At 70.5% G+C, this 22,868-nt stretch carries 22 protein-coding genes; 13 read left to right on the plus strand and 9 right to left on the minus strand.

The annotated features are described in order from the left end of the window. The first annotated feature begins 55 nt into the window (after positions 1-55). Both ACQP0P_RS02255 and ACQP0P_RS02260 read left to right on the plus strand, forming a co-directional pair. Entirely contained in the window at positions 56-1,927 is a 1,872-nt protein-coding gene (locus ACQP0P_RS02255; protein ID WP_433370217.1) for a PAS domain S-box protein, read from the plus strand. A 174-nt stretch (positions 1,928-2,101) separates the two neighbouring features. After that, a complete protein-coding gene (locus ACQP0P_RS02260; protein ID WP_433381635.1) occupies positions 2,102-2,533 on the plus strand; it encodes an ATP-binding protein in 432 nt (143 codons plus the stop codon). Between the two features lie 74 nt (positions 2,534-2,607). Here ACQP0P_RS02260 and ACQP0P_RS02265 read toward each other — a convergent pair whose 3' ends face one another. The 3 genes from ACQP0P_RS02265 to ACQP0P_RS02275 all read right to left on the minus strand — a co-directional run bounded on the left by ACQP0P_RS02265 (position 2,608) and on the right by ACQP0P_RS02275 (position 3,836). Next, positions 2,608-3,303, minus strand: a complete 696-nt coding sequence (locus tag ACQP0P_RS02265) for a YidC/Oxa1 family membrane protein insertase (RefSeq protein ID WP_433370220.1) — start codon at positions 3,301-3,303, stop codon at positions 2,608-2,610. Positions 3,304-3,405: 102 nt separating this feature from the next. Continuing rightward, a complete protein-coding gene (locus ACQP0P_RS02270) occupies positions 3,406-3,672 on the minus strand; it encodes a DUF6412 domain-containing protein (protein ID WP_433370223.1) in 267 nt (88 codons plus the stop codon). Then, a complete protein-coding gene (locus ACQP0P_RS02275) occupies positions 3,669-3,836 on the minus strand; it encodes a hypothetical protein (RefSeq protein WP_433370226.1) in 168 nt (55 codons plus the stop codon). The genes ACQP0P_RS02270 and ACQP0P_RS02275 overlap by 4 nt, the downstream gene beginning before the upstream one ends. Positions 3,837-3,952: 116 nt before the next feature. Here ACQP0P_RS02275 and ACQP0P_RS02280 point away from each other — a divergent pair, with 116 nt between their 5' ends. Both ACQP0P_RS02280 and ACQP0P_RS02285 read left to right on the plus strand, forming a co-directional pair. Next, on the plus strand, positions 3,953-4,648 hold the full coding sequence (locus ACQP0P_RS02280; RefSeq protein ID WP_433370229.1) for a response regulator transcription factor: 696 nt from the start codon (positions 3,953-3,955) through the stop codon (positions 4,646-4,648). Beyond that, positions 4,645-5,772: a sensor histidine kinase gene (locus ACQP0P_RS02285; protein WP_433370232.1), complete on the plus strand. Its 1,128-nt coding sequence runs from the start codon at positions 4,645-4,647 to the stop codon at positions 5,770-5,772. Before ACQP0P_RS02280 ends, ACQP0P_RS02285 begins: the two co-directional genes overlap by 4 nt. Before the next feature lie 70 nt (positions 5,773-5,842). Here ACQP0P_RS02285 and ACQP0P_RS02290 read toward each other — a convergent pair whose 3' ends face one another. Next, a complete protein-coding gene (locus tag ACQP0P_RS02290) occupies positions 5,843-6,355 on the minus strand; it encodes a hypothetical protein (RefSeq protein ID WP_433370235.1) in 513 nt (170 codons plus the stop codon). Positions 6,356-6,583: 228 nt separating this feature from the next. Here ACQP0P_RS02290 and ACQP0P_RS02295 point away from each other — a divergent pair, with 228 nt between their 5' ends. From ACQP0P_RS02295 to mptB, 3 genes are all read left to right on the plus strand, one after another. After that, positions 6,584-6,937 (plus strand): STAS domain-containing protein, encoded by a 354-nt coding sequence (locus ACQP0P_RS02295; RefSeq protein WP_350913998.1) that lies wholly within the window; start codon positions 6,584-6,586, stop codon positions 6,935-6,937. 48 nt (positions 6,938-6,985) lie between these two features. After that, positions 6,986-7,666: a glycosyltransferase family 2 protein gene (locus ACQP0P_RS02300; RefSeq protein ID WP_433370239.1), complete on the plus strand. Its 681-nt coding sequence runs from the start codon at positions 6,986-6,988 to the stop codon at positions 7,664-7,666. A 248-nt stretch (positions 7,667-7,914) separates the two neighbouring features. Next, positions 7,915-9,390, plus strand: coding sequence for a polyprenol phosphomannose-dependent alpha 1,6 mannosyltransferase MptB (mptB, locus tag ACQP0P_RS02305; RefSeq protein WP_433370242.1), 1,476 nt, complete (start codon positions 7,915-7,917; stop codon positions 9,388-9,390). Here the strand turns inward: mptB and ACQP0P_RS02310 are convergent. After that, positions 9,272-11,569, minus strand: a complete 2,298-nt coding sequence (locus ACQP0P_RS02310; protein ID WP_433370245.1) for a hypothetical protein — start codon at positions 11,567-11,569, stop codon at positions 9,272-9,274. The genes mptB and ACQP0P_RS02310 overlap by 119 nt on opposite strands. Positions 11,570-11,833: 264 nt before the next feature. Between ACQP0P_RS02310 and ACQP0P_RS02315 the strand changes: the two genes are divergently transcribed. The 3 genes from ACQP0P_RS02315 to serS all read left to right on the plus strand — a co-directional run bounded on the left by ACQP0P_RS02315 (position 11,834) and on the right by serS (position 15,589). Beyond that, a complete protein-coding gene (locus ACQP0P_RS02315; protein ID WP_433370248.1) occupies positions 11,834-13,174 on the plus strand; it encodes a glycosyltransferase 87 family protein in 1,341 nt (446 codons plus the stop codon). 169 nt (positions 13,175-13,343) lie between these two features. Further along, entirely contained in the window at positions 13,344-14,264 is a 921-nt protein-coding gene (gene pheA / locus ACQP0P_RS02320; protein ID WP_433370251.1) for a prephenate dehydratase, read from the plus strand. Between the two features lie 62 nt (positions 14,265-14,326). After that, positions 14,327-15,589, plus strand: coding sequence for a serine--tRNA ligase (gene serS / locus ACQP0P_RS02325; protein WP_433370254.1), 1,263 nt, complete (start codon positions 14,327-14,329; stop codon positions 15,587-15,589). Positions 15,590-15,701: 112 nt separating this feature from the next. Here serS and ACQP0P_RS02330 read toward each other — a convergent pair whose 3' ends face one another. Continuing rightward, complete coding sequence (locus ACQP0P_RS02330; RefSeq protein WP_433382538.1) at positions 15,702-17,417, minus strand: hypothetical protein; 1,716 nt, start codon at positions 17,415-17,417, stop codon at positions 15,702-15,704. On the opposite strand from ACQP0P_RS02330, the gene ACQP0P_RS02335 reads away from it, so the two are divergent. Continuing rightward, the gene (locus ACQP0P_RS02335) at positions 17,301-17,543 is read left to right on the plus strand and encodes a hypothetical protein (RefSeq protein ID WP_433370257.1); all 243 of its coding nucleotides are present in this window, start codon (positions 17,301-17,303) and stop codon (positions 17,541-17,543) included. The two genes, ACQP0P_RS02330 and ACQP0P_RS02335, sit on opposite strands and share 117 nt — an antisense overlap. A 150-nt stretch (positions 17,544-17,693) precedes the next feature. On the opposite strand, the gene ACQP0P_RS02340 is transcribed toward ACQP0P_RS02335, so the two are convergent. Continuing rightward, positions 17,694-17,897: a cold-shock protein gene (locus ACQP0P_RS02340; RefSeq protein ID WP_012886943.1), complete on the minus strand. Its 204-nt coding sequence runs from the start codon at positions 17,895-17,897 to the stop codon at positions 17,694-17,696. Positions 17,898-18,133: 236 nt separating this feature from the next. Between ACQP0P_RS02340 and ACQP0P_RS02345 the strand changes: the two genes are divergently transcribed. After that, positions 18,134-18,934 carry an HAD family hydrolase gene (locus ACQP0P_RS02345; protein WP_433370260.1) on the plus strand — a complete coding sequence of 267 codons (801 nt, stop codon included), beginning with the start codon at positions 18,134-18,136 and terminating at the stop codon, positions 18,932-18,934. Positions 18,935-18,942: 8 nt separating this feature from the next. Here the strand turns inward: ACQP0P_RS02345 and ACQP0P_RS02350 are convergent, their stop codons facing one another. Together ACQP0P_RS02350 and ACQP0P_RS02355 are read right to left on the minus strand one after the other, a co-directional pair. Then, entirely contained in the window at positions 18,943-19,461 is a 519-nt protein-coding gene (locus ACQP0P_RS02350; RefSeq protein ID WP_433370263.1) for a bacterial proteasome activator family protein, read from the minus strand. 5 nt (positions 19,462-19,466) lie between these two features. Further along, positions 19,467-20,423: an NAD(P)H-quinone oxidoreductase gene (locus tag ACQP0P_RS02355; protein WP_433370266.1), complete on the minus strand. Its 957-nt coding sequence runs from the start codon at positions 20,421-20,423 to the stop codon at positions 19,467-19,469. 115 nt (positions 20,424-20,538) lie between these two features. Here ACQP0P_RS02355 and ACQP0P_RS02360 point away from each other — a divergent pair, with 115 nt between their 5' ends. Then, a complete protein-coding gene (locus tag ACQP0P_RS02360; protein ID WP_433370269.1) occupies positions 20,539-22,767 on the plus strand; it encodes an AAA family ATPase in 2,229 nt (742 codons plus the stop codon). Positions 22,768-22,868: the final 101 nt, after the last annotated feature.

Consider the following 22,868-nt stretch of genomic DNA (forward strand, 5'->3'; position numbering starts at 1 on the left):
CACGTGCGGGACGAAAGTGCCAAGATCAGGCCGGTTGAGACGGCACTATGGGTGTGTGGTGGACTACACGGCCGACAATGACGGGGGCATCGGCCGGGCGGTCGTGGCCGACGCGCCCAACGCGATCGTCGCCATTGATCGTGAACAGACGGTCATCGCCTGGAATCCCGCCGCCGAGCGCCTTTTCGGCTGGTCGGCCGAGGAGACGGTCGGCCGGCGGGTTCCGGTGGTTCCCGAGGAGCTGATGGCCGAGCACAACGCGGCCCTGGAGAAGGTCCGCACCGGTGGCCAGGTGTCGCTGCGGACCAAGCGGTTCCGCCGGGACGGCAGCCTGCTCGACCTGCGGGTCGACACCGGCGCGCTCTCCTCGCGGGACGGCACCCTCATCGGTTACGTCAGCGTCTACCACCTGGCCCAGGACGACGAGAGCGCCAACGACCGCAACGCCCGCCGGGCACAGCTCGTCCGCCGGCTCACCGACGTGGTCGCCGACATCAACGCCGAGCTGGAGCTGCCCGCGGTGCTCGACCGGATCGCGGCCAGCCTCGCCGACCTGACCGGGGCCGACGCGGGCGGGTTCGTGCTCATCGAGGGCGACCGGCTCCGCCTCGTGGCCCGCCACAACCTTCCCGGCTCGATGCGGAACTCCACGGCGGACCTGCGCACCAGCCTGGTCGGCAAGCTGCTGCGCGAGGGCAGGACCATCCTGCTGGAGACCGGTGACCAGGACCGGCTGGACGAGCTGATCTGGTCGCAGCTGCCCGGCCTGCACACCATCGCGCTCGGTCTCGCGGCCATGGGCGGGCGACCGTACGGCGCGCTGTACGCGCTCTTCGCCAAGCGCAAGGTGGGCCACCTGGAGCTGGAGCTGCTGGAGCTCCTCGCGGGTCACGCGGGCATCGCCGTGGGCAACGCGATGGCCTACCAGGAGGCCGTACGGCAGCGGGCCCACGAACGGGCGGTGTTCGACGCCAGCGCCGACGGCATAGCGGTCCTCGACGAGCTGGGCCGGGTCGTCCAGTGGAACCCGGCCGCCGGCGAGCTGACCGGCTTCCACTCCGCCGAGGTGATCGGCGGTCCGCCCCCGTTCCAGCTCCCGGCACCGGGAGAGAAGCTCACCATCCAGTTGCCCTCGGGCATCTGGCTGGACGTGCTCTGCGCGGAGATCGTGGAGACGGGCGAGATGGTGGTCGACTTCCGCGACATCACCCGCGCGAAGGAACTGGAGGAGGCCAAGGATCTCTTCCTGGCCACCACCAGCCATGAGCTCCGCACCCCGATCACCGTGGTCCGCGGCTTCGCCGGCACCCTCGACGACCGCTGGGACAGCATGACCGACGCCGAGCGCCGTGCCGCGGTGCACATCATCGCCGAGCGGGCCCGTTCCCTCGGCCAGCTCATGGACCACCTGCTGCTGGGCTCGCGCGCGGGGGCCGGCGAGCTCACGCTCAGGATCGAGGGCTTCGACCTGGCCGAGCTGGTGCGGGGAGCCACGTTGGGCCTGCCGATCCTGTCGGATCTGCACCGGGTCGAGGTCGACGTCCCCGATGACCTGCCCCTGGTCTCCGGCGACGCGCTGGCCACCGATATCCTGCTGGCCCAGCTGCTGGAGAACGCTTTCAAATATTCGCCGGACGGTGGTCTGATCAGGGTAGAGGCATGGGTGGATGGTGACCGGGTGGTGTTGGTCGTGGACGATGAGGGCGTGGGCATCGCCCAGGCCAGCAGGGAGCGCGTCTTCGACCGCTTCGTCCAGGCGGACAGTGGTGACCGCCGCAGGTTCGGCGGAGTCGGGCTTGGTCTCTACATCGTGCGCAGCCTGGCACGGGCCCAGGGAGGAGAGGTGTCGGCGCATCCACGCCCCGCGGGTGGCACCCGGATGAGGTTGGCACTCCGTATCGCCGACACGCCGGACGCTCTTACCTGATCGACACGCCAAGGCAGTAACGAGTCGGTAACGGATCCGCTGATCTATTGTCGAATGTACACAAGCTGTAATTGCTGCTCGGTTTCCGAGGCTATCTAACGGGGCATTTCGGTCGTACTGGGGTGAGTTCCTCAGGGGGGAAAGGCATACGGGGAGGTGAGTGCGTCGAGCGTCGTGTTGTTGCCGTATGCACCGTCCAGCGTCGCTGTCGCACGCCAACGCCTCTGCTCTGACCTGCAGGAACGGGGTGTGTACGAGACCGCTATAGACGACGCGGTGCTCGTGGTCAGCGAGTTGCTGAGCAATGCGCTGCGTCACGCGCATCCGTTGCCGTCGGGGCAGATCAGGGTGTCATGGCACTGGACCGAGGAGCAGGTCGAGGTTGCGGTGAGTGACGGTGGCGCGGCCACCGAACCAAGGGCAGGGCGCCCGACGCTTTCCTCCCTGGGAGGGCGAGGCCTCGGAATCGTCGAATATCTGGCCTCGACATGGGGAGTCAGGCACGAGGGGGACACCACCACGGTCTGGGCGGTGGTCACGGCGGTCAACACGGTAGGTAACGGCCATGTTTCCACCCCCGAACCCGCCCTCAGGGAATGCGGATAGTCCTTCCGTCGGGTGCCGTCCCGCTTCGCCTGTCATGAAGCGGGACGGCACCTCCTCCGCCGTCCGGAGTGTCGTCAGCCTCCGGCGAGCGCGGGCCGGTGCAGTACCGCCCGCTCCCCGGTGGTCCAGGCCGTCGTGACGAGCAGGTAGATTCCGGCCGCGAGCGGCAGCACCGCCGCGACCAGCACGGTCCCGTACGGCAGCAGGGGCAGCGTCCGGCGCAGCGCCGCGGGCTGGACGTCCTCGCTCATCGTGCTCCGCGTCTGGCGGGAGGCGACCCACGCCACGGCGACGAGCAGCAGGAAAAGCCCGGCGAAGACCAGGGCCGGGCCGCTGAGCAGCCCGAACCCGGCCACCGTGCCCGCGAACTGCTGGCCGAGCGGCACCCCGAGGAGCCCGTGAGTCAGCAGCGCGTTGGCCTGGCCGGCGATCGTCGAGGAGACGAACGCCTGGTAGGTCACCATGAGGAACGGCAACTGCGCCACCGACGGCAGGCAGCCTGCCAGCGGTGAGGTCCTCTCCCTGGCGTAGAGGGCGGCCAGTTCCCGCTGGAGCCGCTCGGGATGGCGGCCGTGGCGTTTCTGGAGTTTCCGGACCTCCGGCGCGAGGCGGATCCTGGCCCGCTCGCCCCTGGCCCGCATGACGCTGAGCGGGAGCAGCAGGAGCCGGACGAGGAGCGTGAAAACGACGATCGCGAGCGCGGTGGAGCCCAGCGGCCCCGCGAGCGCGGTGATGAGGTCGGCGGTGAACCCGATGACGGGGTCGAACATGGTTGGGGCCCTTCTGACCGGAGTGGAGACGGTACAGAGGACGCCCGCGCACCGCGGGGGTTTTCAGAGCGCGTGCGCGCGGCACACGGTGGTCGCGGGGGGTTACGCGGGCGCCGGGCCCGCGGAGGGTGCTCTGGGCCGGGATCTCCCGGCCGCGCCGGGGTCGCGTTGCCGGACGAACATCGTCCGCCTGGCCCGATCGCGCCGCGACAGCGGCGCCCGCGCCCGCGCACCGGAGGTGACGGGCGCCGGTCGCAGTGCCCAGGCGAGCAGGAGCACGCCCAGCCCGACCACGGCGGTCGCCGTCAGGACGCCGCCGCCGTCGAACATCCAGACCGCCAGCGTCTGGACGGCGAGGAGCAGGTTCATCTCTTGGACTTGGACACCACGGTGACCAGGGCGACGACCGCGAAGGCCACGACCGCCAGCACGATCACGAACTTCAGCAGCCCGAAAAGGGCGGGCAGCACGAGCCCGAACACCACGTAGAGCGCGAGCAGGGCGCCCAAGACCGCCAGCATGATACGACTCATGTGTTCCACCGTACGCTGACAGGGGAAACGGCGGGCGCCTTGATCGTAACGATCGAGTGCTTACGGACCGGTGACACGGCTTAGTGATTTCCCCTCGCGGGCCTACCGTTGAGGTCATGAGTGCGCGGATTCTGGTGGTCGACGACGATCCGATGGTGGCCGAGGTGGTGGCCCGCTACTTGGAACGTGACGGTCACGTGGTCGAGTGCGTCGGAGATGGCGCCGAGGCGCTCAGGCGCGCGCTGTCCAACCCGCCGGACCTGATGGTGCTCGACCTGATGCTCCCCAAGATGGACGGGCTCCAGGTGTGCAGGAAGCTCAGGGAGCGGTGGCCGGTTCCAGTGATCATGCTGACCGCGCTGGGTGAGGAGATGGACAGGGTCGTCGGTCTGGAGACCGGTGCCGACGACTACGTCACCAAGCCCTTCAGCCCCAGGGAACTGGCTCTGCGCGTGCAGTCGGTGCTGCGGCGGGCGCGCGGCGCCTCGCTGCCGACCGGCACCGGCGTGCTCAGGGACGGTGATCTGACCGTCGACGTCGGGGCGCACGAGGTGCGGTTCCGCGGTGACGAGATCATGCTGACCGCCCGCGAGTTCGATCTTCTGGCCCACCTGATGCGCAACCCCCGCCAGGCCTTCAGCCGCTCCGCGCTGCTCAACCAGGTCTGGGGGTGGTCCTTCGGCGACTCCTCCACGGTGACCGTCCACGTCCGCCGCCTCCGTGAGAAGATCGAGCCGGATCCGACCGTTCCCCGGCGCATCGTCACGGTGTGGGGCGTCGGCTACCGCTACGAGCCGCTGGCGGAGCCGTGATCCCCGAGATTCTGCTGATCGTCGTGGTCACCGCAGGCCTCGGCCTGCTGGTCGCGCTCGCCGGGCTGGGGGCGATGTGGCTGCTGCGCGAGCGGTCGATCGGCGCGATGCTCGCGGTGGTCGTCGTGGTGACCGTGGTGGCGACGGTGGGCGGCGTGGTCGCCATCACCCTGAAAATGATCATTGAGGGTACGCCGAGGGACATCGTGCTCAGCGTGGTCGCGGTGGGTGGTCTGGTCGGGCTGGGTGTCGCGACGGTGCTCGCCCGCCGGGTCGTGGCGGCCAGCCGCAGGCTCGTCGACGCCGTGCACGCGGTGCCCGCCTCGGGGGAGTTCACCCCGCCCGGAGGTCTTCCCGCCGAGCTCGACACGATCGCCGGGAGCCTGGATCAGGCCTACCGGCGACTACGCCTGGGCCACGAGCGCGAGCGTGCCCTGGAGAGCGCGCGCCGTGAGCTCGTCGCCTGGGTCAGCCACGACCTGCGCACCCCGCTGGCGGGCATGCGGGCCATGGCGGAGGCCCTGGAGGACGGGGTGGTCGCCGACCCCGAGACCGTAGGCCGTTACCACCGGCAGATCCGTCTGGAGGTGGACCGGCTGTCGGGGATGGTCGACGACCTCTTCGAGCTGTCCAAGATCCACGCGGGGGCGCTGCGCCTGTCACGCAACCGGATCGGCCTCGGCGACCTGGTCGCCGACGCGCTGGCCGGGGTGGAGCAACTGGCCAGGGCCAAGGGGGTGCGGCTGGCCGGCGAGGTCGACCCGGTGATCCCCGTCCAGGCCGACGCGGCCGAGCTCTCCCGGGCGCTGCGCAACCTGGTGGTCAACGCGATCAGGCACACTCCCGGCGACGGCGCCGTCCTGGTCCGCGCCTCGGTCGAGGGCCAGATCGCCTGCCTGTCCGTCGCCGACTGCTGTGGCGGCATCCCGGCGGACGACCTGCCCCGTGTCTTCGACGTCGCCTTCCGCGGCGAGGCGGCCCGCACGCCCAGTGCCGACGGCGCCGGAGCGGGCCTCGGCCTGGCGATCGCGCGCGGCATCGTCGAGGCCCACGAGGGAGCGATCGGCGTCGTCAACTCCGGTCCGGGCTGCCGCTTCGAGATCCGCCTGCCGATCTCCGTCTGAACGGCACCGCCCGGCCGTCACCGGCCCTGATCCGATCGGCCCGAGTCCGGCGAGCCGCCGGTTCGGACCGTCAGCCGGGGCCGTTGCCGTTGGAGGTCGGCGTGGTCGTGGCGTCGCTCTCGGGTCTCACCGAGACCATGAGGGTCACCTGCGCGCACTCGTCGTCCTCGGCGGTGCCGGTTTCGACGTGCCGGCAGGAGGTGAGCCTCCTGGTGGTGCCCAGGGACTCCACCATCGCCCGGAACGTCGGGCACGGCCAGCGCCACATGCAGCTGCGGCAGCGCAGGATCGGATGTGCCGTGTCGCTGGTGATGCCGCCCGCGTCACGAGGCTGGTGCAGGTCGAGCAGCCTGACGCCGAGCGTGGCGAAGTCGAGGAGCTCTTCGCGTGCCCCTTCGAGGAAGTCGAGGTCCTCGGTCGACAGGCTGGTTCTGATCGGGACGTGTCCCTCGTGGTTCACCAGGTTCCGCAGTGAACTCGCCGCGTCGCGCCACGAGGTGGCCTTGTCGGTACGAGTGATCATGGACTCCAGGTGTTCCCGGAGCCGCTGCCGCTGGAGATCCTCGGGTAGATCGGTGTTCATGGATGCGTTCGAGCCCGTTTCCTGTAACTCAACGGCTGTCGCTGCCGTAGCGCAGCGATGATCGGGAGTGTCGGGTCTTCTCCCTTTTCCGGCCAAGCCGGTGTTGCGCAGTGTCAAGCTTCGCGCACTCCGGGTTTCCATGGGGCCGAAACGGGGGACAAAGGGCGGACGACTCGGGTTGTTCAAGAGAGCGTGACCGGTGGCTCTCGCGCCGCTAGTGTGCCCGCTGTGGAGCTAAAAGTCTCAACTCGATCTCATGCCGGGCACACCGTCGTGACCATCGTTGGCGAAATCGACCTATACACCGCACCTCGCCTGCAGGCCGAGTTCACCCGGCTGCTCGGGCAGAGCCAGACCATGCTCGTGGTCCTCGACATGTCCGCCGTGGAGTTCTGCGACTCCACCGGCATGAACGTGCTGCTCTCCGCGCTCAAGCGGCTGCGCGAGCGCGGCGGCACGCTGGAGGTGGCGGCGCCCCGGCCCGCCGTACGCAAGATCCTTCAGGTCACGGGCCTAGACTCGGTCTTCGTCGTGCACGAGACCCTGCCGGAGAAGCTGATGACCTCCGAATCCCAGGGATGACCCGCTCCCCACGGCTGAAGCCCGGGGTTTCCATGCTGGAGGTGTTCGATGACCGGTACGGCGGCGATCATTCCCGCCAAGAACGAGGATGATCGGATCGGGGCGACCGTGGCCGCGGCCCTGGCGCTCCCCGGCGTCGATCTCGTCATGGTCGTCGACGACGGCTCGACCGACCAGACGGGGCGGGTGGCCAAGGCGGCCGGGGCCCACGTCGTGCGGCACAGCCACAACCGGGGCAAGGCCGCCGCGATGGAGAGCGGTGCCGAGGCCGTCCGCCTGCTCGACGACGAGGAGCCCCGGCACCTGCTGTTCCTCGATGCCGACCTGGGAGAGACCGCCCGTACCGCCGCGCCGCTGATCGAGCCGGTCGCGGCGGGCGAGGTCGACATGACGATCGCCGTCTTCGCCACCCGGGTGAAACTCGGCGGCCACGGGTTCGTCGTGAAGCTCGCCCGTGAGGGTGTCGAGCGTGCCACCGGCTGGACGCCCGTCCAGCCGCTCAACGGCCAGCGCTGCCTGACCCGGGCGGCCTTCGAAGCCGCCCGGCCACTGGCTCACGGCTTCGGTGTGGAGACCGGTCTCACGATCGATCTGCTCAGAAAGGGCTTTCGGGTACGCGAGGTCCAGGTGGAGATGGCCCACCGGGCCACCGGCACCGACTGGCGGGCCCAGCTCCATCGGGCCAGGCAGTTCCGTGATGTCGCCCGCGCCCTCCTGGTCCGCCGCTGAGCCTGGCGACATTCACCCGGCCGAGCGGCTCTTCGCGGCTCCTGCGAGGACTCGCGACCTCCATATCTGCGATGTCTTTGCAGGTCAAAGGCCATGTGAGAGTCGGCGACGCGGGTCGGCCGAGGTCACCCGCGGGATGCGGGGACGGCCCGGGCCACCGGGAGAACAGGTCGTCCGCCGCTCCTCGCGGTGCCGTCCGGTCTGCCGCTGCCGCACCGGGCACCTGTGGGATGTGCTGGAATCTGCGGGTGAGCTTGGAGGCGTCGGTCGGCGACAAGAGGCGGAGCCCCGTCGGCGGCATGCCGCGGCGGCTCGACATCGCCGCGTTCGGGGCCATGGGGCTCTCGGTGGCGGTCACGGTCCTGATCGGGCTGCTGGGGCCCTCCGCCATGGTCCCGAGACTGCCCGGGCCGTCCTGGCAGCCGCCGTACTCGCTGGACGTTCCGGTGAGCGCCCATCTGGTCATCGCCATGGGCGCCGCCGCGATCGTCCTGGGCGGGCTCGGGCTCGCCGCCGCGCTCAGGTCCCGGTGGAGGCCGGAGGCGCGATGGCTGCTCATGGCGGGCTGCGCCACCGCGGGGCTGCTCGCCTTCCTGCCGCCCTCGGGCTCGGCCGACCATCTCAACTACGCCGCGTACGGCCGGCTGGTCACGCTCGGCCAGGATCCCTACGCGGCCCCCCCCGCCCTGCTGCCCCACGATCCGGTCACCGGCGCGGTGGAGGAGTGGGCCGGGGTGACCAGCGTCTACGGCCCGGTCGCCACCGCCCTGCAGGCGCTGGCGAGCCTCGTGGGCGGTGACTCGGTCCGGCTGACGGTTTTTGTGATGGCCGCGGTCAACGCCGCGGCGTTCATCGGTACCGCGTTGCTACTGCACCGTTTCGCCAGGGGGGACGAGGAACTGCGCGGGCGGGCGGCACTGCTCTGGGCGGCCAACCCGCTGATGATCTACCACCTGGGCGCGGGGATGCACATCGACACCCTCGCCATCGCCTGCATGGTCGCCGCGCTCACGGTTCGCGGAGCCGCCTCCGGACTGCTGCTCGGGGTGGGCATCGGGGTCAAGCTCAACGCCGGGCTCGTCGCCCTCGGCCCGGCGTGGGAACTGCGCCGCTCGCCGGGCAGGCTCGCCGTGGTGGCGGGGACCGCGACGGCCACCGTGGTGGCGATCTACGCCCTCGCCGGGCCGCACGTGCTCGACCAGGTGAGCGCCGCCAGCAGGAAGGTCTCCCTCGCCACTCCCTGGCAGCTCGTCAAGGTGGGGCTCCAGTCGCTCTTCGGGCCGGGCGCGTACTCGGCCTGGATCCAGATCGGCTCCCTGCTGCTGATGGTCTGCCTGGCCTGGCTGCTGCTGCGGGCACTGCCCGCGGAAACCGCGCCCGGCGACACCGCGCCCGCGGTCGCCGCGGTGATGGTGATCGCCTGGCTGTTCGCCGCGCCGTACGCGCTGCCCTGGTACGACGGGCTGGCCTTCGCGCTGCTGGCCATGGCGTCCTGGCCCGCGCTGGAGGGCTTCATGGTCGCCAGGGTCGCCGTGCTGTCGCTGGGCTACCTGCCGGCCAGGGAGGCGCTGCGCCCCGAGGACCTGCTCTGGATGAAGACCCTGCTCAGGGAGCGGGTGGTGCCGTGGACGCTGCTGGCGTTGACGATCGTTCTGGTGTGCTGGGCGGCGAGAGCGCCAGGGCGCGCACGGAGGCGGCGAGTGTCAGCGGAACCGCGACCGTGAGCGCCATCGCCGGGATCGCGATGCCCGAGTCGTTCATCAGGAAGCCGATCAGCGCGCAGGCCAGCGCGCCGATCAGTCCGGCGCGCAGCGCGGGCGAGAGCGCGTAGGCCCGGCCCAGGGCCGAGGCCCCCCATCGTGAGGGACGGTCGAGTACCAGGAACAGGAACGCCAGCGCGACCAGCGTGAGCAGGGACAGTGACCAGTTGCCGACGGTGACCCCGATCATCGCGCCGAACTTGCGGCCGATCACGGTCCATGCCTCCCCGTCCAGCACCTGCTGGACGAAGGAGCCCAGGTGGGTGCGCTGGTCGGCGGGCCTGCGCCAGTCGGCCACCGCGATGGTGCCGATCAGCAGGACACCGGCCAGACCGGCCAGGCCCAGCTTGACCGGGGAGACCCGCCCGCCGGACAGCAGGATCAGGAAGACGGCGACCCCCACCAGGAACGCCGGGACCCCGCCGAAGTCGGCGCCCCACGCGGGCCAGCCGTCGGCGAACACCGCCAGCCCCCCGTACGCCACGCACACCGCGAGCGCGAGCCCGCGCCGGCCGCGTGAGATCAGCCACTGGGCCGTCCCGGCCAGGGCCAGGATCGTACCGGCGGAGTAGACGGCGAAGGCGATGTTGCTGAAACCGTAGAAGCGCCCGCCGGTCACCGGCTCGTAGCCGGTGACCGCGTTCACCTGGAGCACCGAGCCGGTCATCACGTCGGCCAGCAGCGCCATCGAGGTGATGGCGGCGACCACGGTCAGCGGGCCCAGCGGGTGCGTCCGCCACGGCCCGGCGAACGCCGCCCCCGTGATCACGCAGGCGAATCCGAGGATCGTCACGATCACCGCGGCCATCGGGGCGGGCAGGCTCCACCAGGGGACGAGTTGCGCGAGGAAGGTGGAGACCGCGATCGCCCCGCTGACCACGGCGACGACCTGGACGGCGGTCAGGGCTCGGGAGCCGCCCCAGCCCCGCCGGATCGCGACGGCGGCCAGCAGGTAGAACAGGATCTGCACCGCCACGAACACCGCGAAGAACGGTCCTCGCACCTCGCGCAGCACCTGGCTCGCCAGGTCGTCGTCCGCCAGCTTCCGCACGGTCGCCGCGACCGGCTCCCCGCTCGGCTCCTGGCCCTGCCAGGCGCGGCCGACGACCCCGTTCGGGGCCCGCAGGCCCAGCAGGTCGATCGCGGTGGCGGTCAGGTCGGTGTTGGCGACCAGGCCGTCCTGGCGGGTGGAGGTGGCGGTGAGGTAGCCGCGCGGGTACGGCTCACCGCCGGGAGACGGGCCCCGGGCGATCGCCACGTGCAGGTGCGGCGCGATCGAGGTGTCGGCCAGGCCGCCGAGCAGGACCGTGGTCCCGCTCCCGGGTGTCCTTCCGGCTTCCGGAGTCTGCGTGCTCTCGGGGGCCCGCGTGGTTTCGGAGGTCGGCGTGGGGGGCGTCGCCGGAGCGGTGGCGGCCGCGCGTGGCGGGGGCAGGCGGTCGAGGACCGCGCCCACCACGCGGTCGGCTCTGGCCACGGCCTCCCGCCTGGTCTGAGCGGTCATCGAGACCGGGACGCCGTCCGGGGTGAGGCCGCCGCCGATCCAGGCCCTGGCCAGGTCGTCGGCCTCCACCACGATCAGCCCGTACGGGGACAGCTCGCCAAGTTCCTCGATGTTCGCCGCGTATTTCGCGATTTTTCCTGACGTGTCGGCGGCGGCGAGCGCGGCCCCCGGCCCGACGGCGGCCACCTTCAGGCCCGCCCCGGTCGCGAGCCGGCCCAGTTGCCCGAGCACCGGCCGGTAGGAGGTGGTGGCGTTGAAAGCGGACAGCTCGTCCCAGCCGGGCACGCTCGCCCCGCCGTCGGAGGTCGCCTCCGGCGTGCGCGGCAGTGCGCAGCCCGTGCCCGGGGCACCCGCCCGCTGGCCCGCGGAGACCGTCAGCCAGCCCGCCATCGGGCAGGTGATCCCCCGGTCCGGCGGCGGAACCGCCCGGGTGGACATGGAGGCGGACCCGCCCTCGCCCGCGAGTCTCCACAGATTCGGGGTCCGCTCCGGGTCCAGGTCACTCCACTCCAGCCCCGGCACCCCGATGACCACGACCCGCTCGGGAAGCGCCCTCGCCACCGAGGCGCTCGCCGTACCGGCACCGAGCGCGCCGAGCAGCCCGCAGACCCCGGCCAGCAGCAGGGACATGGTGATCAGCACGGTTCTGGAGAACCCCGTCGACCGATTCCTCTTCGAGCCGCGTGACTCGCGTGTCCCGTACCGGATGACGACCTCGGCGGGCGGAGTCCCGGTGGGCCGGGGGCGCGTCGGCCACGCGGGTCGCCCCGGCCGTGTCGCGGCGCCGGGCGTCCCGGTGGCGGCCGGGCGCGCGAGCCCGCGACCGCGCGGTGTCGAAGCCATCCGTTCCCCTGTCCGTATCCGTCGGGCGGCCGTTTCCCCGGCCCCACGGTAGCCTGCCTGGTCGTGAGGACTGGCGAGGTGACCACGGCCGGACGGCGCACGTGGACGTGGCTGACATGGTCGAGGTGGCTACCTTGGCTGCCCGCGCTGCTGCTGGTCGCCGCGGCGGTGGCCCCGCTGGTGCTCTACTGGCTGGGCAACGTGGACGACCAGCGCCTGGTCGACCTGGATGTGTACCGTACCGGCGGGGAGGCGGTGCTGGAGGGCCGGTCCGTCTACGGATTCGTCACCCCGGCGCCGCAGTTGCTGCCGTTCACCTACCCGCCGGTGGCCGCCCTGCTGGCCACCCCGCTGGCGGCGATGTCGTGGCCGGCGGCGCAGTGGGCGTGGACGGCACTGATCTTCCTGACTCTGGCGGTCACCGTCGGGCTCTCCTTCCGCGCCCTGCTCACCGGGACGGGCACCCAGGGCGCGACGCCTGCCCGGCCGGGTGGCCTGGGCTGGGCGGGTGGTCTGGAGAGACTGCGCGGGATGGACCGGCTGTGGGCGCCGTTGCTGTTCGCCGTCCTGATGATCGCGTGCACCTACCTGATGCCGATCAGGGACCAGGTCCGCTTCGGCCAGGTGGACATCCTGCTCGTCGCGCTCTGCCTGGCCGACTGCGTGGCCAGGCGACCGGTGTGGCCGCGCGGCATGCTGATCGGCCTGGCCACCGCGGTCAAGCTCACTCCCGGCGTCTTCCTGATCTACCTGCTCATCGCCGGTTTCGGCCCCGGGGCGAGACGGGAGCGGCGCGACACCTTCCTCATCGCCGCGCTCACCGCCGCACTGCTGACCCTGCTGCCGTTCGTGGTGATCCCGGCGGACGCCGCCGACTTCTGGTTCCGCGCGCTGCTCGATCCCGAGCGGCTCGGTGCCAACGCCGCGACCACCAACCAGTCGATGCGCGGCATGCTCATCCGGCTCTACCTGCCCGACGTGCTGACCAGCCTGCTCTGGGTGGCGCTGGTCGCGGTGGTCGCCTGGTACGGCTTCCGCCACGCTCGCCGGGCGCTGCTCGACGGGCACCCGGTGGCCGGGGTCGCCCTGGTCGGGCTGATGGCGGTGCTGCTCTCCCCGGTCGCCTGGATCCACCACCTGGCCTGGGTGGTCGTGGTGCTCGGGGCGCTGGCCGGCGACGGGCGCGACCCGGTCAGGGTCCGGGTGGCCGCCGGGGTCTGGCTCTACTACGTGCTGCCGATCCCCTGGTGGGGGGTGACGATCAAGGCGGCGGAGATCCCGGTGCTCAGCCCCGTGCTTGGCAAGATCGTGCAGAACGGGTTCGGGCTGGGCGCGCTTTTCCTGGTCTGGCTGCTGGGGGTGTGGCTGCCCAGACGGAGAGCGGCATTCCAGGCACTCCGCTGATACGGAGTGATCCGTGGTGATCAATGCTGTGAAATGACCAAGTTTGATGTGACTTGTGAAGTGAAGCGGCTTAATGCGGAGCGGCCTCGGGCGGTCGTGGGGAGGACCAAGCGGTCCGAAGGTGCGATCTTGGGCGCATTTTTCGACAGTCGCCGGATAATCTGAGGTCATGCCGAAATTCGCTTACCTGGGACCGGAGGGAACCTTCACCGAAGAGGCCCTGCGCATCCTGGCGCCGGAGGCCGAGCGTCTGCCGAGCCCGAACATCACCGCGGCCCTTGAGGCGGTCCGGCGTGGCGAGGCGGACGGAGCCGTCGTCCCGCTGGAGAACTCGCTCGAAGGCGCCATCACCACGACCCTTGACGAGCTCGCCCAGGGGGAGCCGCTGCTCATCACCGCGGAGCTGCTGCTGCCCGTCGAGTTCTCGCTCCTGGCGCGCCCCGGCACCGAGATGGGACATATCAAGAGGGTCTTCACCCACCCGGCGGCCATCACCCAGTGCCGAAACTTCACAGCCCGCGAGCTGCCCGACGCCGTGGTGGTCGCCGCCCCGTCGACGGCGGCGGCGGCGCAGGAGGTCGCGATCCCCGGCTCGCCGTACGACGCGGCCATCGCCGCGCGCATCGCCGGTGAGCACTACGGCCTCGTCCAGCTCGCGACCGGGATCGGCGACCGCACCGACACCGTGACCCGGTTCGTCCGGGTGACCCGTCCCGGCCCGCTGCCCGAGCCGACCGGTGCCGATCGCACCTCCCTGGTGGTCTTCCTGGCCGACGACCACCCGGGCGCGCTGCTGGAGATGCTGATCGAGTTCTCCGTCCGCGGCGTCAACCTGTCCCGCATCGAGTCGCGGCCCACCGGCGACGGCATCGGCCGTTATTTCTTCCACTTCGACTTCGAGGGCCACGTCGCCGACGCCCGGGTCGGCGAGGCGATCTCCGGTCTGCACCGGATCTCCGCCAAGGTGCGCTTCCTGGGCAGCTACCCGCGCGCCGACGCCTTCGCACCGCAGATCAAGCGCGGTACGAACGACGACGACTTCGCCGAGGCCGCCGCCTGGCTTGACAGGATCCGTACCGGCCAGAGCTGATCGTCGGCCGGTACGGAGCAAACCGGGCGCGGACCCGAGCCGTACCTCGGTAGCCTGTGACTGTGATTGACCTGCGTACCCTTCGTGAGGATCCGGACCGGCTACGGGCGTCGCAGCGTGCCCGCGGTGAGGACGACTCTGTCGTCGACACGCTGCTCGACCTTGATGAGCGCCGACGTGGTGCGCTGAGCCGTTTCGAGACGCTCCGCGCCGAGCAGAAGACCGTCGGCAAGTCGGTCTCCCGCGCCTCGGGGGAGGAGAAGACGAGCCTGCTGGAGCGGGCGAAGGATCTCTCCTCGCAGGTCAAGTCAGCCGAGGCCGAGGCGGAGAAGCTCGCCGCCGAGCTCGATGAGCTGATCTACACGGTGCCCAACCTGGTGGAGGAGGGTGCTCCGGAGGGCGGTGAGGACGACTACGTCGTCCTGGAGGAGATCGGCGAGAAGCCGTCCTTCGACTTCGAGCCCAGAGACCACCTGGAGCTCGGCGAGCTGCTCGGCGCCATCGACATGGAACGCGGCGCGAAGGTGTCGGGCTCGCGGTTCTTCTTCCTGCGGGGCGTCGGCGCGCGGCTCCAGCTCGGGCTGCTCAACATGGCCATGCAGCAGGCGATCGAGGCGGGCTTCGTCCCGATGATCACGCCCGTGCTGGTCAAGCCGGAGTCGATGAAGGGCACCGGCTTCCTCGGCGCCCACGCCAGTGAGATCTACCACCTGCCCGGCGACGACCTGTTCCTGGTCGGCACGAGCGAGGTGCCGATGGCGGCCTACCACGGCGACGAGATCCTGGACGGCTCCGCGCTGCCGTACCGCTACGCGGGATGGTCCTCGTGCTTCCGCCGCGAGGCCGGCTCGTACGGCAAGGACACCCGCGGCATCATCCGGGTCCATCAGTTCGACAAGGTGGAGATGTTCTCCTATGTCCGGCCAGAGGAGGCACACGCCGAGCACCGGCGCCTGCTCGACTGGGAGAAGGAGATGCTGGCCAAGGTCGAGCTGCCCTACCGGGTGATCGACACCGCGGCCGGAGACCTGGGCACCTCGGCCGCCCGGAAGTTCGACTGCGAGGCGTGGGTGCCGAGCCAGGGCCGCTACCGCGAGCTCACCTCGACCTCCAACTGCACCGACTTCCAGGCCCGCCGCCTCGGGGTGCGTTTCCGTGAGTCCGGTGGCAAGCCCCAGCACGTGGCCACCCTGAACGGCACGCTGGCCACCACCCGCTGGATCGTCGCGATCCTGGAGAACCACCAGCAGGCCGACGGCTCCGTCGTGCTGCCCAAGGCCCTGCGCCCGTACGTCGGCCTCGACGTGCTCGAACCTGTCAAGTAGCCGTCTCCGAAGGCCCCGCCCGGCCCGCCGGATCACGAAGTTCGCCGTACCCTCCGAACCGGACGGTGCGGCGGCCACCGGAACCTGTGCCGCGGTCGGGGCCTTCGTGCGTTCACGCCACCTGACGTTCCTCCGCACTCCTCGCCGCCGTCCAGCCGATCAGGACCGATGCCCCGACTCCGGCGCCGCCCACGAGCCAGGCGAGGGACTCCGCCGTCGAGTAGTCGTCGGGGATGCCGGAGAGCCAGCCGGAGAAGGTCATCGAGATTACGGCCGGTATGCAGACGGCGATGGCTGACAGCATGATCCAGGTCCAGGTCGGTACGCGTGCCTTGATCGCGGCCGCGGCCGCGAGGACCGTCGCAGTGAGAGCGCAGGCACTGCCGAACAGGAGGAACAAGGGGCCGATAAGGCTCTCCGACGGCTGGACGGAGAGGAACCCGAGCGCGGCGAGGACATACGCGGCCGCCGCGAGGCCGCTGTTCTGTGGCTCACGGCGCCGGGCGGCGGTCATGCCGACCATGAAGGCGAGCAGGCCGGTGAAGAGGCCGATGTTGTGCTCCACTCTCAGATCGATGTTCAGCGCGTCGAGCGGGACCGCCGCGCCAGAGGAGAGGCCGTCGGCCGAGAAGCCGAGCCGCCGCCAGGTTCCCCGAGGGTCGCGTACGGCGATGCCGTCGATGCCGTTGGCCGCCACCACCACGTGGCCGCCGGGCACGCGCTGCACCGCGACGGCGGTGGAACCCTGCCACGGCGGCAGGTAAGGGCGATCGTTCTTCCGGCGCAGGGCGTCCTCGCGTCCCTCGGAGACCTTCCACACCGTTTTCCAGTTCGCCCCGCCGTCCCGGGTCTCGTCCACGCCCAGCCGCGGCGGGACGACGCGGTAGCAGTGCCTCGGGTCGTCCGGCAGGCAGGCACGGGTGGCGGGTAAGGGCGGGACGGACGGTGTCGCGGGTGCCGGGACGGGACCGGGCCGCATACTCCACGTCCGGCCGCCGTCTCGCGATACGGCGGCTGATGAGGAGCCGTAGTCGATGAGGACGGTGATCGCTTCGTCATCGGCCGAGACCGACAGGGCCGTGGGCGGGGGCGGGACAGCCGAAGTGGCGGTCACCCCGATGAGGGCGAACGGGATGACGACCAGCGCGCGGGCACGCCGTACCGCCTGATCGGATCGGCAGCCACGCCAGACCAGCCAGGCGACGCCCAGCGCGGGCAGGGCCACCAGGTCGGTCGGGTCGGCCAGGACCCGGGAGGGGCCCGCGACCAGGGTCCACGCCCGGGAGGCGAGTTCCGCGCCCGCCTCGGTGGTCTTGACCAGGGTGAAGCCGACACCGGTGGCGACGATCGCCACCGGTGCGGCGAGCCGGGCCAGGACGGAGGAGAAGGGGCCTGCCCGGGTGAGAGCGAGGGCGGGAAGGAAGGCGAGGGCGAGCACGGGCGGCGCGACGAGCAGCCCCGCGACGTCGCTCAGCTTTCCGGTGACCGGGCCGGGCCACAGGGCCTTGAGGAGATGGTCGTTGACCAGCAACACGAAGGTGGCGGCAACCGTCGCTGGATGCCCGAACCAGGCGAGGACGGGGCTGTGCGGACGCTTCATGGACGGGTAGACCCGCCACGACGCGGCCCGGTTCGAGTACGGCGGCGTTCGTGACCCGGTCGTGCCCTCGCTGACGCCGCGTACCTCCACAGTCCCGCAGGAGGGCAGGGAATGAACATCGGGATTCTCGGCGCCATAGCCCTGGCCGAAGCCCTCACAATCGCTCTCAGCGGCGGGCAGTCGGATCTGGACCGTTACACCGCCGACCGTCGCCCTCCAGGTCGTCACCTTCGCCGGTCGGCTCCTCGGGCCGGCCAATGTGAACAGGAGTCTGCGGCCGTTCAGGAACCTGGTCCTGCGGGTCCTGGCGATAAGCCCGGTCTTCCGCGGCTCTCAGGGCTCGTCCACCGGTGAGGCTCTCGCCTGCCGACCGCCGACGAGGGCGATGGCCGGAGCCGGGGGCCGACCAGGTGTCGTGGGATGTCCTGGAAATGCGGAAGGCGGGGTTCGCCAGGAGCGAACCCCGCCTTCCGGTCAAACAGGTTCAACCAAGAGGTCTATGCGTCAGACGGCGCGGACCTGCGAGGCCTGCGGGCCCTTCTGGCCCTGGGTGATCTCGAACTCGACCCGCTGGCCGTCTTCGAGGCTACGGTAGCCGTTGCCCTGGATCTCGGAGAAGTGCACGAACACATCCGGTGCACCGCCATCCGGTGCGATGAAGCCGAAGCCCTTTTCAGCGTTGAACCACTTGACGGTTCCCTGAGCCATTAAAGCTCTCCCTCAGGATTTGAAACTTTGGGATTCACACCTCATGAACCCCATGTGTCGTACAGCGGGCCCCGGGGTGGCTCAGTCAAACTGGTTTTCACAACGGGATTCAGCTAATACAACGCCATCACATCTAACACTATCCGGCGCATGCGTGTTCCCGCCATCAGGAAGATTCCTGGGACGGGATGCTGGGGCCGACACCCCGGCCATCACAGTGCAGACTGGGACTTGTTATGCGAAGCCCCAGGCTGGTCGCCACCGACCTCGACGGCACCGCTCTGCGTTCGGACGGCACCGTCTCCCCCCGTACAGCCGCCGCTTTTGCGCTTGTGGAGAACGCCGGGGCGGCGCTGGTCTTCGTGACCGGCAGGCCGCCCCGCTGGATGCACACGGTCGCGGGAGCCGTGCGCCATCGCGGGCTGGCCATATGCGCCAACGGAGCCCTCGTCTACGACCTGCACACCGAGCAGATCGTCAAATCCCACCTCATCCACCCGGACGTGCTTGAAGAGGTGGTGAGACGGCTCAGGGAAAAGGTTCCCGACCTCGCCTTCTCAGTGGAATACGAGGGTGGATTCGCCCACGAATCGGACTTCCGTCTCGGCGGGTGGGACAGCAGGGCGGTCGCCGGACTTCTTGTGGGGACGACCACGCTCACCTCGCGGCCCTGCGCCAAACTACTGGCACTCCACCCCACGATGGATCCCGACATTCTCCACGCGGCGGTCTGCGGGCTGGTCGGCGATCTGGTCACCCCCACCCACTCCAGCGGCCGGGCACTGATCGAGATGAGCGCGTACGGCGTCACGAAGGCCTCGGCGCTGGCTCATCTCGCCATGACGCGCGACATCGGGTCGCACGAAGTGATCGCCTTCGGCGACATGCCCAACGATCTTCCGATGCTCCGCTGGGCAGGCACCTCGTACGCCGTCGCCAACGCCCACCCGGAGGTGCTGGCCGCGGTCGATCACGTGACCGCGGCCAACAACGACGACGGGGTCGCCGGAGTCCTTGAACGGCTCTACAGCCCCTGACGGGAGCCCTACAGGTAGGGGCCGGGGTTGGCGCCGTGCCCCTCCTGCTGTTGCTGCTGGAGGGAGATGCCGCCGGGCAGGGCCCTGCGCATGTTCTCCAGCTGGGCGCGGGCCGCCATCTGCTGGGCGAAGAGCGTGGTCTGGATGCCGTGGAACAACCCCTCAAGCCAGCCGACCAACTGGGCGTGGGCGACCCGGAGCTCCGCTTCGCTCGGCGGGGCGCCGTTGACGTCCTCGGTGAACGGCAGCGACAGCCGTTCCAGCTCTTCGACCAGTTCCGGCGCCAGACCGTCCTCAAGCTCCTTGATGGAGCTCTGGTGGATCTCCTTGAGCCGTTTGCGGCTGGCCTCGTCCAGCGGAGCCGCCCGGACCTCCTCCAGGAGCTGACGGATCATGCTGCCGATACGCATCACCTTGGCGGGCTGCTCGACCAGGTCGGCGACCGATCGTCCCTCGGAGGTCTCATCTTCCTGAGAGCCATGGGGGCCCACGACAACGATGTGCGGAGTGCTCTCCTCAGCGTTCATAGTCTTCAACCTACTAGCAGGATTTTCCCGGTGTGTTCCCCGGACTCCAGGATCCGGTGAGCCTCGGCCGCGTCGCTCAGCGGCACCCGGGCGTGCACCACGGGCCGGATCGCCCCGGCGTCGACCAGGGGCCAGACGTTCTCCACCACCCCGCGGACGATGACCCCCTTCTCGTCGACGGGCCGGGCGCGCAGGGTGGTGCCGTGCACCGAGGCCCGCTTCGCCAGCAGGGCTCCCAGGTTCAGCTCGCCCTTCGTGCCGCCCTGCAGGCCGATCACGATCAGCCGCCCGCCCGTCTTGAGCACCCTGACGTTCCCCGGCAGGTACCTGCCCCCCATGATGTCGAGGATCACATCGGCCTCGACCTTCTCCGAGAAGTCCTCCCGCCGGTAGTCGATCCCCTCGTCGGCGCCCAGCTCCAGACAGCGGACGATCTTCTCGGGCGACCCGGCGGTGACGACCACCCGCGAGCCGAACGCCTTCGCCAGCTGGATGGCCATCGTGCCGATCCCGCTGGCGCCGCCGTGCACGAGAAGGGTCTCGCCCTTCCGCAGGCGCGCGGTCATGAAGACGTTGGACCAGACGGTGCAGGCCACCTCGGGCAGCCCGGCCGCCTCGACGAGGTCGACACCGTCGGGCACCCGCATGACCTGCTGCCAGGGCACGGCGACCTTCTCCGCGTACCCGCCGCCGCTGAGCAGCGCGCACACCCGGTCACCCGGCGCGAATCCCACGGCGTCCGGCCCCACCTCGGCGACCACGCCGGAACACTCGAGTCCCGGGTACGGAGAGGCGTCGGCGGGCGGATTGTAGAAACCCTGCCGCTGCAGCACGTCGGCCCTGTTGACCGCGGAGGCCGCCACGTCGATGATGATTTCGCCGCGCTCGGGTAACGGGTCGGGAACCTCCCGCCACGTCAGAACTTCCGGTCCGCCTGGTTTATCGATCACGATGGCGCGCATGTGAGCAAAGGTATCCGCCAAGCCAACTTGGTGGTTGCTCGCGTTGACAAGAACACAGGGCGTTAACCTGCTATGTGTTTGCTGCCCTTTTATGCCCATCCCGAGGGGGAACACGGTGGCAAGACACGATCGTGAGGAATCTCTCGAGGAACAGCTCGCGTGGCTTGACGCCATCAAAGAGCAGGAGGAGGCGCCGGCCCTGGCGGTGCAGGCCACCACGGTGGACGACACCGTCGTCTCGCCGTACCCGAAGGACCCCTGGAGTCTGGTCCCGGCCGAGCCCGACACGGCGTCCTCGCCGCTGTTCCGCGCGGCCGTCGACTCGGCCCACCCGGCCACGAGCTCGCCGACGGCCGAACCACCGGTCGAGGACGCCGACGCGGCCGATTGGATGGAGGCCTCCGACACGGTGAGCTCCTTCACCGTGCCCGCCCCGGCGCCCGGCAAGCAGGACAATGACGGCTTTCTCGCGCCGCTCAAGCCCCTGCCGCGCGAGGAACCCGGCGACAGCGCTCCGAGGGACTTCACCGAACCGCACATCCGCACCCCGTTCGCGGCGCCCGCGCACGAGCCGTCCCGCGGCCTGTTCGAGCAACCCCAGCGCCAGGCGGAGTCCTCCGATCCCGCCCCTTCATCCACCTCGTCCACCTCGTCCGCCGGGACCGCCGACCCTGAGCCGGCCACGCCGGCCTCCTCGGACACCCAGCGGTTCACCTTCGGCAGCGACGAGTTCGGCGGCACCGACCCGGGCCGGTTCTCCTTCGGCAGCGGTTTCGGCAGTGAGGGCTTCGGCGGCGGTCAGGACCGCGCGCAGTCCACCCCGGGCGGCACGGCCTTCTCGTTCGGCAGCGGAGACTTCTCCGTGGAGAGCGCCGGGACCGACCGGCCCGCGGCCGAGACCGCCGACCGCTTCACCTTCGGTTCGGTGGAAACCGACAGGTTCCCCACCGGTGGCGAATCCGCGGCGACACCGGCGGCGAAGGAGTCATCCGCTCCGGCCCCCGCCTCGCCGTCCTCCCGCGAGCCCGAGCCTTTTCAGGCCCCCGAGTCCTTCGGCGCCGACCGGCCGGAGCCGGCCGCGTCACCGTCACCGTCATCGGAACGTTCCTCTCCTTCCACTTTCTCCGCCTTCTCGGACTCCTCCTCCGGTTCCTCCGGTCAGGAGCGCACGGAACGGGAGAACCTCTTCGCGCCCGGCCGGGAGAGCGGCTCATCCCAGGAACGTGGTGTCACCTCCGGGCGGGAGGCCGCCTCAGCCCAGGAGCGGATGGAACGGGAGAACCCCTTCGCACCCGGCAGGGACGCGGCCGAACCGGTACGGGAGCCGTACCAGGCACGCCGCCGTCAGACGGCTCCGGCGGCCGCCTTCGGCACGCCGGCCAGGCAGCACCCTCCGGGCGCGGCCCCCCGGCCGTCGGCCGACAGCCTGGATCCGGAGTCGCTGCTCCGTGGGCGCCGCAACGCGCCCGCCGGGGGCTGGCGGAAGCTGGTCTACAAGGCGTCCGCAGGACTGATCAAGCCGGGCGAGTCCCCCGAGGTCCGCCGCCGTCGCGAGCTGGTCGGCCGCGCGCGCACCCCGGTGGCCACCGGCCACCACCGCGTCGCCGTGCTCAGCCTCAAGGGCGGCGTCGGCAAGACCACCACCACGGTCGGCCTCGGCGCCACCCTCGCCCAGGTACGCGGAGACCGGGTCATCGCGGTCGACGCCAACCCCGACCGGGGCACCCTGTCGGACAAGGTTGAGCTCGAAACCTCCGCGACGGTTCGCGACCTGCTCAACGAGCGCCAGCAGATCAAGAGGTATGTCGACATCAGGGCCTTCACCTCGCAGGCCCCTTCACGCCTGGAGATCCTCGCCTCCGACCGTGACCCGTCGGTGTCCGAGGCCTTCAGCGCGTCCGACTACCAGTCGGTCGCCCAGGTCCTGGAGAACTTCTACTCGATCTGCATCACCGACTGCGGCACCGGCCTGCTCCACTCGGCGATGTCCGGCGTGCTCGGCCTGGCCGACCAGCTCGTCCTGGTCAGCTCCCCCTCCGTGGACGGCGCCCGCGCCGCCTCGGCGACCCTGGACTGGCTGGAGGCCCACCACTACGAGGAGCTGGTCCGCTCCGCCACCGTGGTGCTGTGCAGCGTCCGCCCGAGGTCGAAGTCGACCGTCGACCTCGACCGCCTGGAAGCCCACTTCGCGGCCCGCTGCCGCGCGGTCATCCGGGTCCCCTACGACACGCATCTGGAGGAGGGCGCGGAGATCGACCTGGAGCGGCTCCAGCCCGCCACCCGCGAGTCCTACCTCCGCCTGGCCGCCTCGGTCGGTGACGGCTTCGCCGGTCCCCAACCCTGACCCGCCGGCCCGGCAGGCCGATGTTCCGCTTTGTTGTTCAGCGCCTGCCGGGTCTCGGGCACGTCCGGGCCAATGAGAGACTAGTGTGCAATCTGACACGT

The sequence above is a fragment of the Streptosporangium sp. CA-115845 genome (assembly GCF_050943795.1).
In the GTDB taxonomy this organism is placed as follows: Bacteria; Actinomycetota; Actinomycetes; order Streptosporangiales; family Streptosporangiaceae; genus Streptosporangium.